This window comes from Pseudomonas sp. (genome assembly GCF_049645325.1).
GTDB lineage: Bacteria > Pseudomonadota > Gammaproteobacteria > Pseudomonadales > Pseudomonadaceae > Aquipseudomonas.
Genome location: NZ_JBARTQ010000256.1, coordinates 1 through 14,134 on the forward strand (window position 1 = coordinate 1; position 14,134 = coordinate 14,134).

General features: G+C 62.5%; 12 protein-coding genes. 10 read left to right on the forward strand and 2 right to left on the reverse strand.

Going from position 1 to position 14,134, the window contains the following annotated elements; all coding sequences use genetic code 11:
- The first annotated feature begins 255 nt into the window (after positions 1 to 255).
- Entirely contained in the window at positions 256 to 714 is a 459-nt protein-coding gene (locus tag WBB95_RS11145) for an REP-associated tyrosine transposase (RefSeq protein WP_424487653.1), read from the forward strand.
- A 220-nt stretch (positions 715 to 934) separates the two neighbouring features.
- Here WBB95_RS11145 and WBB95_RS11150 read toward each other — a convergent pair whose 3' ends face one another.
- Together WBB95_RS11150 and WBB95_RS11155 are read right to left on the reverse strand one after the other, a co-directional pair.
- A complete protein-coding gene (locus WBB95_RS11150) occupies positions 935 to 4,462 on the reverse strand; it encodes a hypothetical protein (RefSeq protein WP_424487642.1) in 3,528 nt (1,175 codons plus the stop codon).
- A gap of 301 nt (positions 4,463 to 4,763) precedes the next feature.
- The gene (locus WBB95_RS11155; protein WP_424487643.1) at positions 4,764 to 5,663 is read right to left on the reverse strand and encodes a LysR family transcriptional regulator; all 900 of its coding nucleotides are present in this window, start codon (positions 5,661 to 5,663) and stop codon (positions 4,764 to 4,766) included.
- Between the two features lie 107 nt (positions 5,664 to 5,770).
- Here WBB95_RS11155 and WBB95_RS11160 point away from each other — a divergent pair, with 107 nt between their 5' ends.
- The 9 genes from WBB95_RS11160 to WBB95_RS11200 all read left to right on the forward strand — a co-directional run bounded on the left by WBB95_RS11160 (position 5,771) and on the right by WBB95_RS11200 (position 14,094).
- Complete coding sequence (locus tag WBB95_RS11160) at positions 5,771 to 6,634, forward strand: VOC family protein (protein WP_424487644.1); 864 nt, start codon at positions 5,771 to 5,773, stop codon at positions 6,632 to 6,634.
- A complete protein-coding gene (locus WBB95_RS11165; protein ID WP_424487645.1) occupies positions 6,631 to 7,329 on the forward strand; it encodes a class II aldolase/adducin family protein in 699 nt (232 codons plus the stop codon). The genes WBB95_RS11160 and WBB95_RS11165 overlap by 4 nt, the downstream gene beginning before the upstream one ends.
- 2 nt (positions 7,330 to 7,331) lie before the next feature.
- Complete coding sequence (locus WBB95_RS11170) at positions 7,332 to 8,789, forward strand: 2-hydroxymuconic semialdehyde dehydrogenase (RefSeq protein ID WP_424487646.1); 1,458 nt, start codon at positions 7,332 to 7,334, stop codon at positions 8,787 to 8,789.
- 8 nt (positions 8,790 to 8,797) lie between these two features.
- Complete coding sequence (gene dmpE, locus WBB95_RS11175) at positions 8,798 to 9,574, forward strand: 2-oxopent-4-enoate hydratase (protein ID WP_424487647.1); 777 nt, start codon at positions 8,798 to 8,800, stop codon at positions 9,572 to 9,574.
- A 10-nt stretch (positions 9,575 to 9,584) separates the two neighbouring features.
- Positions 9,585 to 10,385, forward strand: coding sequence for a 2-oxo-3-hexenedioate decarboxylase (gene dmpH, locus WBB95_RS11180; protein WP_424487648.1), 801 nt, complete (start codon positions 9,585 to 9,587; stop codon positions 10,383 to 10,385).
- A 9-nt stretch (positions 10,386 to 10,394) separates the two neighbouring features.
- On the forward strand, positions 10,395 to 10,586 hold the full coding sequence (locus tag WBB95_RS11185; protein ID WP_424487649.1) for a tautomerase family protein: 192 nt from the start codon (positions 10,395 to 10,397) through the stop codon (positions 10,584 to 10,586).
- A gap of 1 nt (position 10,587) precedes the next feature.
- Complete coding sequence (locus WBB95_RS11190) at positions 10,588 to 11,520, forward strand: acetaldehyde dehydrogenase (acetylating) (protein ID WP_424487650.1); 933 nt, start codon at positions 10,588 to 10,590, stop codon at positions 11,518 to 11,520.
- 10 nt (positions 11,521 to 11,530) lie between these two features.
- Entirely contained in the window at positions 11,531 to 12,550 is a 1,020-nt protein-coding gene (dmpG, locus tag WBB95_RS11195; protein ID WP_424487651.1) for a 4-hydroxy-2-oxovalerate aldolase, read from the forward strand.
- Positions 12,551 to 12,744: 194 nt separating this feature from the next.
- Positions 12,745 to 14,094 carry an MFS transporter gene (locus WBB95_RS11200; RefSeq protein WP_424487652.1) on the forward strand — a complete coding sequence of 450 codons (1,350 nt, stop codon included), beginning with the start codon at positions 12,745 to 12,747 and terminating at the stop codon, positions 14,092 to 14,094.
- Positions 14,095 to 14,134 lie beyond the last annotated feature (40 nt).

Sequence of the window (14,134 nt, forward strand, 5' to 3'; positions counted from 1 at the left end):
GGTGCGAAGCAGCCCCCAAACCTGCTATCGAGGTTTACCTGGAAACCTGCGGTGTCCTTGATGGGGCTGCTGCGCAGCCCAGCGCGGGGCAAGCCCGCTCACCACAGAGAAAACTGCTCACTACAGAAAGACCTGCTCACCACCAAGGTAGTGGCCACCCGCTTCGAGGATATATTCAGTCATCAAGTTACACGCGCCTCCGCGATTTACCCGCTAGCGTTAATGCTCTTCAGGATTTTCCTCAGGAGCAACGGAATGCACACTACCCCCCAATCCCATCGGCTGCGCCACGGTCGCTACTCGGAACACGGCCGCAGTTACCTCATTACTGTCGTCGCTCATTACCGCCAGCGTTTGTTTACCGACCTGTTCCTTGGCCGCTTGCTGGTTGCCGAGTTTCGGCGGGCTCATGCTCAGGGCCTGGTCGATTCCCTGGCCTGGGTCATCATGCCTGACCATCTTCATTGGCTATTCGAATTGAAGCAGCAAACGTTGGCCGACGTGGTACGACGCACCAAGTCCCGCAGCACACTGACCATCAACCGGCGCAGGCAAAGCAAGGAGCGGGTCTGGCAACCGGGTTATCACGACAGGGCCGTGCGTGTTGAGGAGGATGTTCGTAAAATGGCGCGTTACATCATTGCCAACCCAATTCGGGCTGGCTTGGTTGAACGGGTGGGGGATTATCCGTTGTGGGACGCGGCATGGCTTTGACGCTAGGCCTAGGTGTTTTGGGATGAGCCGGTTTTATGGGTAAGCAGCTTTTTTGAGGTGAACAGGTTTTCTGTGGTGAGCGGGCTTGCCCCGCGCTGGGCTGCGAAGCAGCCCCCAAACCTGCTACCGAGTTTTACCTGGAAACCTGCGGCGTCCTTGATGGGGCTGCTGCGCAGCCCAGCGCAGGGCAAGCCCGCTCACCACAAAAAAACGCAGTGGGTTAGGCGTTGTCTACGTCGTGATAATCACCGCCATACCCATCGGTGGTGCGCCAGATTTTATTGTGGTCGTCGTCTTCCCACTCCGAAGGCCGGGTGGAGAATTTGAAGTCCTCCGACCTGCGGTTGTTGCCGTCGCCGATATAGTCCGCGTGATTTTTCTGGTGGTCTGCGCCTTTAACCGTGGCCCGTGCATCCCATTCATCCTTGCGGAAGTCGAAAACGCTCTGGTTCTGTGGCGCGTCACGCTGGCTCCAGTCGGACAGGTAAGTCTGCAACCACACATAGGCTTCATCGCCATTGGGTTTGAGCAGGCCATCCTGTTTGAAATCCTGAATCTGGTCCCAGTTCTGCATCGAGATCTTGTGCAGCTTGTGCGATTGCACGGTGCTGAGAATCGCACCGACAAACGACAGCGCGCCGGAGATCAGGAAACCCACCGGCCCGAGGAAGGGAATGACCCGGCCGGTGATGCCCAGAGTGGTGAGCACGCCACCGCCGGCCGCCACCAGGCTGCTGACGCCCCCGGCCATAGACAGTGAGCCGGAGGCGATTTTGATCGGGTCTTTTTCGCGCACGCCGTCGCGCAGGGTGAAGGCCGCCTGGACCACGCTGATCACGCCGCCGACTACGTCGGTGGCCATGCCGATGACCTTGATCGCGCTGCTGGCGAATTTGGCGCCAAAGCCGGCGCCGGCCACGCCGCCACGGCTGGCGATGCCTTTTTCAATGCCTTCCTGGACCTTTTTCGCGCCTTCATCGCTCCAGCCGCCGCTGTTGAGCACCTTGCCCACGTCCTTGCCGTCATCCATGGCCTGGTCGACGATGTCGAAGTACTTCTTCTGTATCGCCTCGGCGTCCTTGGGCAGGGCGTGATAACCCTCGCCGGGCTTGGCCCACAGGTCGGGCAGGGAGCGGTCGAAGCCCATCAGTTTGTAGGCGTTGGTGCCGCGCAGCTTGTCGTAGACCTTCAGGCCCAGGGTGGCGAAGTGTGAGCCGGTGCCGAGGAAACCGAGGAAGTCGTTGGCAATCCCCAAGCGTTTCATGGGGGTGTCGGCCAGCTTGCCGCCCTGGCCCGTCAGTTGGTAGACGATGCGGCCCATGCCGATGGCGCCGCCGACTGAACCGAGTACGCCGTTATCCTTGAGGAAACTCAGGTTCTTCACGAACGAGCTGCGGTTCTCCTCGCTGAGGCTCGGCATGATCTCCTTGCTCACCGCATGCTCGATGTCGCTGAAGCTGATCACGCCGTTTTTCTGCCAGGTGTCGCCCAGGGAAATCATTGCCTTGCCGAAGTCGGCGGCGGCGCCTTTGTCCTTGAGCAATTGGTCGACAAACTTGGAGTACACCCCCAAAGCCTGGCGCGGCAGGCCGTCGGCGCCGCCCTTGAGCATCGACAGAATCGCCATGGTGTTGTCGGTGGTGGCCAGGGCGGTGTTGTCGTCGCTGATCTTGCTCGGGTCGTCCATCAGCTTTTCAACGGCGTCGGTGTAGCCATCGATCTGCAGGTTTTGCAGGAAATTGTCGGCCTTGGCCGGGTCAAGGTCGGCCAGGGCGGTGTAGGCGGTCTGGATTTCCTGGGTGGCCAGCTCGGTCTTGCCGTCGTCCTGCAGGGCCTTGATGTATTTAGTGAAATTTTCCGACGAGGTGCTGTCGATCAGTTTCTGGTGGACCTCATCGACCTTGGCCTGGCCGCCGTCGACCTTGCCCAGCGCCGCGTCGTGGTTGGACTTGATATCGGCCTGGATGGTCGAGTCGCCGAGCAGGTCGCTGATGGTCTTGTCGATGGACTTGGCGTCGAAGATGTTGTCGCGCACATCCCGCGAGGTGACGTCGATCGGCGGGGTGGCGGTGCCCTGGTTATTGAAGCCGTGCTCGGGAATGATCGACATGCCGTTGTCGGCCATGCTCTTGGCTTCCACCGCGCGCAAGAACTTGGCACGCGGGTCGTCCTTGCCGATGCTGCCGTCCTTGACCCCGGCGCGGTAGCTGTCCACCAGGGTTTTCATCGACAGGTCTTGCACCGACAGCGGGTTGCCGCTTTCGTCTTTTTCGGTGGTGGCCAGGTTGTCGACCGACACGTCCTTGAGCGGCGGCAGGCCGTTGTCGGCGCGCAGTTTGTCGACATCGGTGGTCTGCTGTGCAATGTCGGTGCGGTAGCCGGAAATCTGCTCGAACATCTGCGGGTTGGTGTCTTCGCTGACGACGATTTTTTCTTCGGCGCCGCCCGGTTTGTGTTGGGTGAAGGCGATCAGGCCAGGGCCATAATCGCCTACGCCGCCGACGCTCATGATGTCTTCGGTGGAGGCCAGGTAGGCGTCTGGACCTGCCAGGCCATAGCCGTCGCCCTTGGCCTTTTCGATACCGGCCAGGCTCTGGCCTTTGGCGGTGTAGGCGGCGAAGGCTTCGGGGGTGATGTCTTTGGACACCACTAGCAGTTTGCCGTCGGCCTGGTTGACCACCAGGATGCCGTCCATGGGCGCATCGACCTTGCTGATGTCGGTCAGCTTGAGGCTGGCGTCATCCTTGCGCAGCAATTCCTGGCCGGGCAGCGATTGCGCGTTCTTGATGTAGTCGAAAGCCTGCGAGCCTTCACTGGCGTGCACGGCATGCAGGAAGTTGTAGAAGCTGGTGCCGGCGTTGGGGTTGGGGTTGCTGATATCGGCGCCGGGCTGCGGAAGGGCGGCCTCAGACTGGCTGATCATGTATTTCTTGCCCTGGTGTTCGAACAGGATGACCCCGGATTTCGGGTCTTCGGACACCACCTTGAGCTGGCTGAAATCGAGGTCGCCGGGCAGGCTGGTGACCTCTTCATAGCCCTTGGCCTTGCCTTCATTCAGGGCTTCTTTGGTCACGCCGGCGCTGTTGAAACTGGCGAAGGCCTGGGGCGTCAGCGTTTCGGAAATTACCAGGGTCTGGCCGCTTTCCATGGTGACCTTGACCACCCCGTCTTTGGCTTCGCCTACCGATTTGACGTTGGCCAACCGCACGGCCGGGTCGTCTTCGCGCAGCAGTTGCTGGTCCGGGTTGCCCAGGGCTTCACGGATTTCTTTGCCGGCAGGGGTGCCTTGGGTTTCGGCGAGGGTGTGCAGCAGGTCATACAACGGCGTGCCTTCGTCCGGCCCGCCCTGGTTGACGGGCGCCACCGCATGGCCGAAGTGCAGGCCCTTGAGGGTGTCAAAGCCTTCCTGGACCTTTTCGGCGCCCTCGCGGGTGATCTTGAATTTGGCACCGTCCTGCTCGAAGTAGATGACGCCTGCGTCCTTGTCTTCGGACACCACCTTGAGCGTATCGATGTCCAGCTTGGCGGGCAGGGCGGTGACTTCCTTGTAGTCGTCGGGCTTGATCTCGCTGGGCTTTTTCACGCCCTCGTCGGCCCGCGCGGCGAGCACGTTGGGCTTGAAGGTTTTGTCACCCGACCCCGCCGCCGCCAAGGTCTTGGCCTTGCTGAGCAGCGCATCGAAAATGCGCTCCGGGGCTTGGGTTTCACCTACGCGCGGTGAGGCGGCTTTTTCGGGTCGGTTGATCATCATTCAGTCCATGTGAGTGGGGGCGCACGAGGACTCGATACTAGGGGGTGCAAGGCAGTGAAAGCGGGATTGTTGGCAACAACGCACAAGCTTTCACAGCTGTGAAATGAAGGTGTCATGGTGGCGTGGGCGGGGTGTTTTTTGCCGCGGCGGGGTCACGCCCTCCCTGAAGTATGGAGACTAAAAATGTGGGAGCAGGCTTGCTCGCGAAGGGGGCGGGTCAGTCGCCAAATGCATCAACTGACACGCCCCCTTCGCGAGCAAGCCCGCTCCCACATTTTTTAGACCGAGTGAGGCTTAACTACTCCGCCCCGAAAATTTCCAGGACCTCCTTCCTCAACCACAAATGCCTCGGGTCCTTCTGATTCCGCGCATGCCAGTGGTGCTTCAGGCTGTACGGCGGTATCTCCACCGGCGGTTCAATCATCCGCACCGCTGAGTGTTTCTCATAGATATGCGCCACTGACCTTGGCATCACCGCGATCAAATCCGAGCGTTCGATAATCGCTGACATGCTCATGTAGTGGGACATCTGCAGCACGATCTTGCGTTCGATTCCTTGCTCGGCCAGGAAGCTTTCATACATCTCCTGACTGCGGCTGCCGTCGCGCACTTGCAGGTGTTCCAGGGTGCAGAAGTCTTCCATGCTCAGTTGCGGCGCGGTGATGCGGTGGTGGCGGCCGATGAGGCAGACGAGGTCGTGGGCGAACAGGCGTTGCTGGTAGATGTTCGGCGCGTCGAGGTCGGGGAAGTAGCCGAGTGCCGAGTCGACGCGGCCTTCGCGCAGGGCTTCGTGGAGGTCTTTGGGCCCGAGGCTCAGGCACTGGATTTTGGCGTGGGGCGCGGCGCTGCGCAGGCGGTCGAAGAGGGCGGGGAGGAACACCACTTCGCCGATTTCGCTTAAGCAGAAGGTGAAGGTTTCGCGGCTTTGGGCAGGGTCGAAGGTGGGGCTGGGGAGGATTTCCTGGTCGATGGTGGCGATCACTTCGCGGGTGCGTTCGACGATGCTGCGTGCGCGCAGGGTCGGTTCCATCGCGGTGCCGCTGCGCACGAACAACGGGTCGCCAAGGGAGTGGCGCAAGCGCGATAACGCCGCGCTGGCGGCGGGCTGGCTCATGCCCAGGCGCTTGGCGGCGGCGGTGACGTTGCCGCAGTCGTGGATGGCCAACAGGACGCGTAGCAGGTTCAGATCCGTGCGCATGACTATAACCAAATCAAATAGATTGAATAACCAGAATTCGCTTCTGCTATTTGTGCCCGACGGCGAGGATTGTGTCCAGACAAGAATAAAACCAAGAGGCACCCTTCATGATCAACCTGCATGACATCCGCTACGTGCGCCTGGGCACGGCGGACCTCGCCCAGGCCAAGCTGTACGCCACGCAGATGCTTGGTTTGCAGGTGGCGCGCGAGGCCAACGGCGCCATCTATTTCCGCTCCGACAGCCGCGACCACACGCTGTGTTATTACGAAGGCGACCCACGCGAAACCACCACCGCCTTTGAAGTCACCAGCCTCGGCGAACTCGACCACGCCGCCCAGTTGCTCGAAGACCACGGCTTTGCCGTGCGCCATGGCAGCCGTGAAGCCGCCGAGGTGCGCCACGTCAACGAGCTGATTCAATTCCGTGACCCGAGTGGCAACAACATCGAGTTGGTGCTGCGCCCCCACGCCAGCGGCAGCCGCTATTTTGCAACGCGTGACGCGGGCATCACCGGCTTCAGCCATATCGGTTTGCGCACCACCGATGCCAAGCGTGATGAAGCGTTCTGGACCACGCTGGCGAATGCCCGGGTCAGTGATCGTATCGGCGAAGCACCGCTGCTGCGCATCGACGAGGTGCATCACAAGATCGCGCTGTTCCCCTCCAGCCACGCGGGTGTGCAGCACATCAACCACCAGGTGGAGAGCATTGATGACGTGATGCGCGCCTGGTATTTCCTCAAGGCGCGCGGGATCAAGATTCTGTTCGGTCCGGGCCGTCACCCTACGTCCGGGGCCATGTTCCTGTACTTCGAAGGGCCGGATGGCATGACCTACGAATACTCCACCGGCGTCAGCCATATCGCCCCGGAGGACGAGGCCACCCATCAGCCCCGGCAGTTTCCATTGGTCACCAGCTCGTTTTGTGCCTGGGGCTCGAAGCCGGATATTCCGGAGTTCAAATCATGAGCCGTCTCAGCCAGCAAGCCGAAGTTCGGGTGGCCGCGCGCGCCTTGGCCAAGGCCGGGTTTGTGCATGCCTACGGGCATTGCAGCCTGCGTCTGGATGCCGAGCATTTCCTCGTGTGCGCCGCCAAACCCATGGGCCTGATCCAACCCGGCGAGCCCGGCACAGTGGTGCCGATACGTGGCGCACTGCCGGACGGGGTGTTGGGCGAAGTGCGCATCCATCAGCAGATTTACCAGCGTCGGCCAGACGTCAACGCCGTGATCCGCAGCATGCCGATGCAGGTGATGAGCCTGTCGTGCGCCGGGCTCACGCCAAGACTTCGCCATGGCATGGGCGCCTATTTCCACGAAGGCGTGCCGCTGTGGGATGCCCCGCAACTGCTGCGCGACGACGCGCAAGCCGCCGCGCTTGCCGAGCAACTTGGCGAGTCCCAGGCCCTGGTGATGCGCGGCAATGGCGCCATCGTGATCGGCAGTTCGTTGGTGGAAGCCCTGACCCTGGTGTTCTACCTCGAAGACGCCGCGCGCATCGAACTGCAACTGCTCGCCGCCGGGCTGGCCGACCACGCGCCGCTGCTGAGCCTGAAGGAAGCGCAACAACGCGCTACCAACAGCGGGCGAATCTTCGAACGCATGTGGGACTACCTCACCGCCGGCGACGCCGAGCTGAACCTGATAACAAGAGAAGAGCGCTAACCATGACCCAGCACTTTCATAACTTTATCGACAACCAATGGGTCGAGGGTGTGCGCACCTTCGACAACCGCAACCCGGCCGACAACCGCGTGATCGGGCACATTCATGAAGCTGGCCGTGAGCAGGTCGACGCGGCGGTAAAAGCCGCCCGCGCGGCCCTGAAAGGCCCGTGGGGCACGATGACCATCGCCCAGCGCACCGCCTTGCTGCACAAGGTCGCCGACGGCATTGAGCAACGCGCCGAAGAGTTCGTTGCCGCCGAAATCGCCGACACCGGCAAGCCTCATGCGCTGGCCAGCCACCTCGACATCCCGCGCGGCGCAGCCAACTTCAAGGTGTTTGCCGACCTGATCCGCAACGTGCCCACCGAAAGCTTCACCATGGACACCCCCGACGGCGGCAAGGCCGTCAACTATGCCGTGCGCAACCCACGTGGCGTGATCGCGGTGATCTGCCCGTGGAACCTGCCGCTGTTGCTGATGACCTGGAAAGTCGGCCCGGCCCTGGCCTGCGGCAACACCGTGGTGGTCAAGCCATCGGAAGAAACCCCGGCCACCGCCACCTTGCTCGGCGAAGTGATGCGTGACGCCGGCGTGCCAGCCGGCGTGTACAACGTGGTGCACGGCTTTGGCGAGAACTCGGCAGGTGCCTTCCTCACCGAACATCCCGACGTCGACGGCATTACCTTCACCGGCGAAACCGGCACGGGTGAAGCGATCATGAAAGCCGCGTCCAAAGGCGTGCGCCCGGTGTCGCTGGAGCTGGGCGGCAAGAACGCGGGGGTGATTTTCGCCGATGCCGACCTCGACAAAGCCGTGGCCGGTATCGCCCGCGCGGTGTTCGAAAACAGCGGCCAGGTGTGCCTGGGTACCGAGCGCGTCTACGTGCAACGCCCGTTGTTTGAAGCGTTTGTCGCCGCCCTCAAGGTGCGTGCCGAAGCGATCAAGATCGGCCCGCCGAATGAACCCGGCGTGACCATGGGCCCGCTGGTGTCGGTCGGTCACCGGCAAAAAGTATTGAGCTACTACCAGCAGGCTGCCAAAGACGGCGCCAACCTGATCACCGGCGGCGGCATCCCGGACATGCCTGCCGAACTGGCCGAAGGCGCCTGGGTGCAGCCGACCATCTGGACCGGTTTGCCTGAAGACTCCGCCGTGGTCCGCGAAGAAATCTTCGGCCCATGCTGCCACATCGCGCCGTTCGACGATGAAGCCGACGTGGTGCGCCTGGTCAACGCCACGCCCTACGGCCTGGCCGCCAGTGTGTGGACCAGCAACCTGCAAGTCGCCCACCGCATGGGCGCAGCACTGGACGTGGGCATTTGCTGGATCAACGCGTGGTTCCTGCGCGACTTGCGCACCGCCTTCGGTGGCGCCAAGCAATCCGGCATCGGCCGTGAGGGCGGGGTGCATTCCCTGGAGTTCTACACCGAACTGCGCAACGTGTGCATCCGCCTGTGAGTACCGCCATGAGCCACCTCAACCACCTCGGCGCGCAGTTGCACCAGGCGCTGACCGAGAAAAAACCGCTGGCGCCGCTGACCGAGCAGTTCCCTGAATTGACCGTGGCCGACGCCTACCAGATCCAGCTGGCGATGCTGCAGCCGCGCCTCGACGCCGGGCAAACCGTGATCGGCAAGAAGATCGGGGTCACCAGTCAGGTGGTGATGGACATGCTCGGTGTAGACCAGCCGGACTTCGGCCACTTGCTCAGCGGCATGCTGGTCAGCGACGGCGCCGCGCTGGCCTGTGCCGACTTCATTGCCCCCAAGGCCGAGGGCGAAATTGCCTTTGTGCTCAAGGAAGACCTGGTCGGGCCCGGCGTGACCGTTGCGGATGTGTTGCGTGCTACGGCGTACGTGATGCCGTGCTTCGAGATCGTCGATTCGCGGATCAAGGACTGGAAAATCAAGATCCAGGACACCGTCGCCGATAACGCCTCCGCCGCCGCCTTCGTGCTCGGCGACGGTGTGGCCGACCCGCGTGACATCGACCTGGCCTGCGTCGGCATGACCCTGGAAAAAAACGGCGAACTCGTCGCCACCGGCGCCGGTGCGGCAGCCCTCGGCCACCCGGCGAATGCGGTGGTGTGGCTGGCCAACACCTTGGGCCAGTTGGGCATCACGCTGAAGAAGGGCGAAGTGATTTTGTCCGGTTCCCTGGCCGCCATGGTCCCGGTGCAGCCCGGTGACCAGTTGCGCATGAGCCTGGGCGGTATCGGCTCGGCTTCCATCCGATTTGTTTGAAGGACACCCCATGAATCTCTCAACAGCAACCATCGCCGAACTGGCCACCCACCTGGAAAACGCCGAGCTCAACCGCGAAGCCGTGGCCAAGATCACCGACGCTCACCCGGACATGGATTGGGAAGACGCCTACGCGATCCAGAACGCGATTCGCGCCAACAAGGAAGCGCGGGGCGTGCGCGTTGTCGGCCTGAAGATGGGCCTGACGTCCTTTGCCAAAATGAAGCAGATGGGCGTCACCGAGCCGATCCACGGTTTTATCACCGACTACGGCTCCTGCGCCGATGGCTCGGTGATCGACGTCGATTCGCTGATCCATCCCAAGGTCGAGGCTGAAATCGCCTTTGTGCTCAAGCACCCGCTCAAGGGCCCGGGCGTGCACGTCGGCGACGTGTTGGCAGCCACCGACTTCATCCTGCCCGCCGTTGAAGTGATCGACTCGCGCTACGAAAACTTCCGTTTCGACCTCAAGAGCGTGATCGCCGACAACACCTCGTCCGCGCGTTTCGTCACCGGCGGCCAGGCCCGCAGCCCGCTGGGCATCGACCTTAAATGCCTGGGCGTGGTGATGGCGAAAAACGGCGAAGTGGTCGCCACTGCCGCCGGTGCCGCCGTGCTCGGTCACCCGGCGCAAAGCGTGGCGATGCTCGCCAATATGCTCGCCACCCAAGGCAAAGAACTGCCCGCCGGCACTTTCATCATGACCGGCGGCGTTACCGAAGCCATCGCGGTGGAGGCGGGTGACCAGATCACCGTGCGCTACCAGCACCTGGGCAGCGTTTCCATGCGCTTTGCCTCCACGTCCGAGTGAGGAACGACCATGCCGATCATGCAGGTGTATTTGATTGAAGGCCGCGACGACGCGCAGAAAGCGCGTTTGATCGAGGCGCTGACCAACGCGGCGGTCGAGTCGATCCAGGCCCCGCCGGAGTCCGTGCGGGTGATCATCACCGAAGTGCCGAAGACCCAATTCGGGATTGCCGGCAAAACCGCCAAAGCCTTGGGGCGCTGAGATGAGCACAGATAAAAAGAAAGTCGCCATCATTGGTTCGGGCAATATCGGCACCGACCTGATGATCAAGATCCTGCGCCATGGCAAGCAGTTGCAGATGGCGGTGATGGTGGGCATCGATGCCGGCTCCGATGGCCTGGAACGCGCCCGACGCCTGGGTGTGGCCACCACCCACGAGGGCGTTGAAGGGCTGGTGCGCATGCCCGAATTTGCCGAGATCGATTTTGTCTTCGACGCCACATCGGCCACCGCCCACGTCGACAACGACGCGTTGTTGCGTCGGCACAAACCCGCTATTCGCATGATTGACCTGACGCCTGCCGCCATTGGCCCGTACTGCGTGCCGGTGGTGAACCTGGACGCCAACCTGGCGGCGCTCAACGTGAACATGGTCACGTGCGGCGGGCAGGCAACCATCCCGATGGTGGCGGCGGTGTCCCGTGTGGCCAAGGTGCATTACGCCGAAATCATCGCCTCCATCAGCAGCAAATCCGCGGGCCCCGGCACTCGCGCGAACATCGACGAGTTCACCGAAACCACCGCGCAGGCCATCGAAGCGGTGGGCGGGGCGGGCAAGGGCAAGGCGATCATCGTGCTCAACCCGGCGGAGCCGCCGCTGATGATGCGCGACACGGTGTATGTGTTGTCGGAGGCGGCGGACCAGGCCGAGATCGAAGCATCGATTGAAGACATGGCCAATGCCGTCACCGCTTATGTGCCGGGCTATCGCCTCAAGCAAAAGGTGCAGTTCGAGGTGATAGCCCCTGAGGCACCGTTGAACATTCCGGGCCTGGGCCGCTTCAGCGGCTTGAAGACCACGGTGTTCCTCGAAGTCGAAGGCGCCGCCCATTACCTGCCGGCCTACGCCGGTAATCTCGACATCATGACCTCCGCTGCGCTGGCCACGGCCGAGCGCATGGCGCAGGCATTGTGAGGCTCACACCATGACTTTCAATCCTGGCAAGAAGCTCTATATCAGCGACGTGACCCTGCGTGACGGCTGCCACGCGGTGCGTCATCAGTACTCCATCGACACGGTACAAACCATCGCCCGCGCGCTGGACAAGGCGCGTGTCGACTCCATCGAAGTGGCCCATGGCGACGGCCTGCAAGGGTCCAGTTTCAACTACGGCTTTGCTGCCCACACCGACCTTGAGTGGATCGAGGCAGTGAGCGATGTGATCAGCCACGCCAAAGTCGCAACGCTGTTGCTGCCGGGCATCGGCACCGTGCATGACCTTAAGGCTGCGTACAACGCCGGCGCGCGGGTGGTGCGCGTGGCGACCCATTGCACCGAGGCCGACTGCGCGCGCCAGCACATCGAATACGCCCGTACCCTCGGCATGGACACCGTGGGTTTCCTGATGATGAGCCACCTCACCAGCCCGCAGAGCCTGGCGCGTGAGGCGAAAAAAATGGAGAACTACGGCGCCACGTGCATCTACGTGGTCGACTCCGGCGGCGCCATGAGCATGCAGGACATTCGCGAGCGTTTCCGTGCGGTGAAAGCCGTGCTCAAGCCCGACACCGAAACCGGCATGCACGCGCACCACAACCTGTCTTTGGGCGTGGCCAATTCTATCGTTGCCGTGGAGGAGGGCTGCGACCGTATCGACGCCAGCCTCGCGGGCATGGGCGCCGGCGCCGGTAACGCGCCGCTTGAGGTGTTTATTGCCGCTGCGGACCGGATGGGCTGGAACCATGGCACTGATTTGTATGCGCTGATGGACGCCGCCGATGACATCGTGCGGCCGTTGCAGGATCGCCCCGTGCGGGTGGATCGCGAGACCTTGGCGCTGGGGTATGCCGGTGTTTATTCGAGCTTTCTGCGGCACGCCGAAGCGGCTGCCAAGCGCTATGACCTCAAGGCCGTGGACATTCTGGTGGAGCTGGGCAGACGCCGAATGGTGGGTGGCCAGGAGGACATGATTGTCGACGTGGCGCTGGACCTGCTGAACCGCTGAAGCATCGGTAAAACCCGCCTCCTGTGGGAGCCGGGCTTGCCCGCGATGGCGGTACACCAGCAAAACATACTGGGCTGACACACCGCTATCGCAGGCAAGCCAGCTCCCACACTGGGCTGTATTTCAATTCGGAAAACGCTTTTTGCAGTGCACTTGATTCACCCCAAGACAAATCCAAAAACAGGGGAACATTGATGAACAGCAAGACTGCCAACCTCGGCGCAATGATCGATAACAACAGGGTGTCCGGCTACCAGGTGATGGTGCTGGTCCTGTGCTTCCTGGTGGTGCTGGTGGACGGGTTCGACACCGCCGTCATCGGCTACATCGCCCCGGCGCTGCGCCAGGAGTGGGGGCTGCAACCGGCGCAGCTGTCACCGGCGTTCGGTGCCGGGTTGTTCGGCCTGATGGTCGGCGCGTTCATTTTCGGCCCGGTCGCCGATGCCTACGGGCGCAAGAAGGTGCTGCTGGTGTCGGTGCTGATCTTCAGCCTCGGCACCCTGGCCTCGGCGTATTCCACCTCCATCGACATGCTCACCGCCTTGCGCTTTCTCACCGGCATTGGCCTGGGCGGCGCGATGCCCACCTGCATCACCTTGAGCGCCGAGTATTCACCGGCGCGGCGGCGCATGATCATGGTCACCTTGAGCTACAGCGGGTTCACCACCGGCCTGGCGCTCGGTGGCGCGGTGGCCAGCCAGATCATCCCGGTGTTCGGCTGGCGCGGGGTTTTGATGATCGGCGGGCTGGTGCCGCTGCTGTTGCTGCCGTTGCTGGCCTGGCTGTTGCCGGAGTCGGTGCGGTTCATGGCCGCCCACGCACAACATGCCGACGCCCTGCGCAAGGTGATGGGCAAGATCACCGGTCGCACCGACCTGCATGACATCACCTTCATCGAGCCGCAAAGCCCGGTGGCGGTGCGCTCGCCGATCTCGCAACTGTTCATCGAAAACCGCGCGCTGCGCACCGTGCTGTTGTGGGGCACGTTTTTCTGCTCGCTGTTTGTGTTCTACCTCCTGACCAGCTGGTTGCCGAGCATCCTCAAGGACGCCGGCTACGACATCGCCGCCGCTGCGCGTATCGGCGCGATGGTGCCGCTGGGCGGCACGGTGGGGGCGATCCTGATGGCGTTGCTGATGGACCGCGTGAGCCCGTATCGGGTGTTGGGCCTGGCGTACCTGGGCTCGGCGCTGGTGATCGCGCTGATCGGCTATGCACTGGCCGATGCGTTCTGGCTGGGGCTCACGGTGTTCATGGTCGGCTTCGGCATCGCCGGGGCGCAGAACGGCCTGAACCTGTTGTCGGCAAGCATTTATCCCACGGCGGCGCGGGCAACGGGCGTGAGTTGGGCCATGGCTAACGGCCGGGTTGGCTCGATCATCGGCTCGGTGCTCGGCGCGTGGTTGATTGCGCAACTGGGGCAGCCGTCGGTGTTTTTTATCGTGCTGGCGATTCCGGCGCTGTTCGGCTCGATTGCGATCTTCTCGTTGCAGCGCATGACCGAGAAGAAAAAGGCCGAGGAAATCACCGCACTCCCAACGTGATAACCCCCATCAATGTGGGCGCTGGCTTGCCTGCGATAGC

Excerpts from the sequence above, each read along its gene's own strand:
- WBB95_RS11145 (WP_424487653.1), top strand. The coding sequence starts at position 256 with ATGCACACTACCCCCCAATCCCATCGGCTGCGCCACGGTCGCTACTCG.
- WBB95_RS11150 (WP_424487642.1), bottom strand. The coding sequence starts at position 4,462 with ATGATCAACCGACCCGAAAAAGCCGCCTCACCGCGCGTAGGTGAAACC.
- WBB95_RS11155 (WP_424487643.1), bottom strand. The coding sequence starts at position 5,663 with ATGCGCACGGATCTGAACCTGCTACGCGTCCTGTTGGCCATCCACGAC.
- WBB95_RS11160 (WP_424487644.1), top strand. The coding sequence starts at position 5,771 with ATGATCAACCTGCATGACATCCGCTACGTGCGCCTGGGCACGGCGGAC.
- WBB95_RS11165 (WP_424487645.1), top strand. The coding sequence starts at position 6,631 with ATGAGCCGTCTCAGCCAGCAAGCCGAAGTTCGGGTGGCCGCGCGCGCC.
- WBB95_RS11170 (WP_424487646.1), top strand. The coding sequence starts at position 7,332 with ATGACCCAGCACTTTCATAACTTTATCGACAACCAATGGGTCGAGGGT.
- dmpE (WP_424487647.1), top strand. The coding sequence starts at position 8,798 with ATGAGCCACCTCAACCACCTCGGCGCGCAGTTGCACCAGGCGCTGACC.
- dmpH (WP_424487648.1), top strand. The coding sequence starts at position 9,585 with ATGAATCTCTCAACAGCAACCATCGCCGAACTGGCCACCCACCTGGAA.
- WBB95_RS11185 (WP_424487649.1), top strand. The coding sequence starts at position 10,395 with ATGCCGATCATGCAGGTGTATTTGATTGAAGGCCGCGACGACGCGCAG.
- WBB95_RS11190 (WP_424487650.1), top strand. The coding sequence starts at position 10,588 with ATGAGCACAGATAAAAAGAAAGTCGCCATCATTGGTTCGGGCAATATC.
- dmpG (WP_424487651.1), top strand. The coding sequence starts at position 11,531 with ATGACTTTCAATCCTGGCAAGAAGCTCTATATCAGCGACGTGACCCTG.
- WBB95_RS11200 (WP_424487652.1), top strand. The coding sequence starts at position 12,745 with ATGAACAGCAAGACTGCCAACCTCGGCGCAATGATCGATAACAACAGG.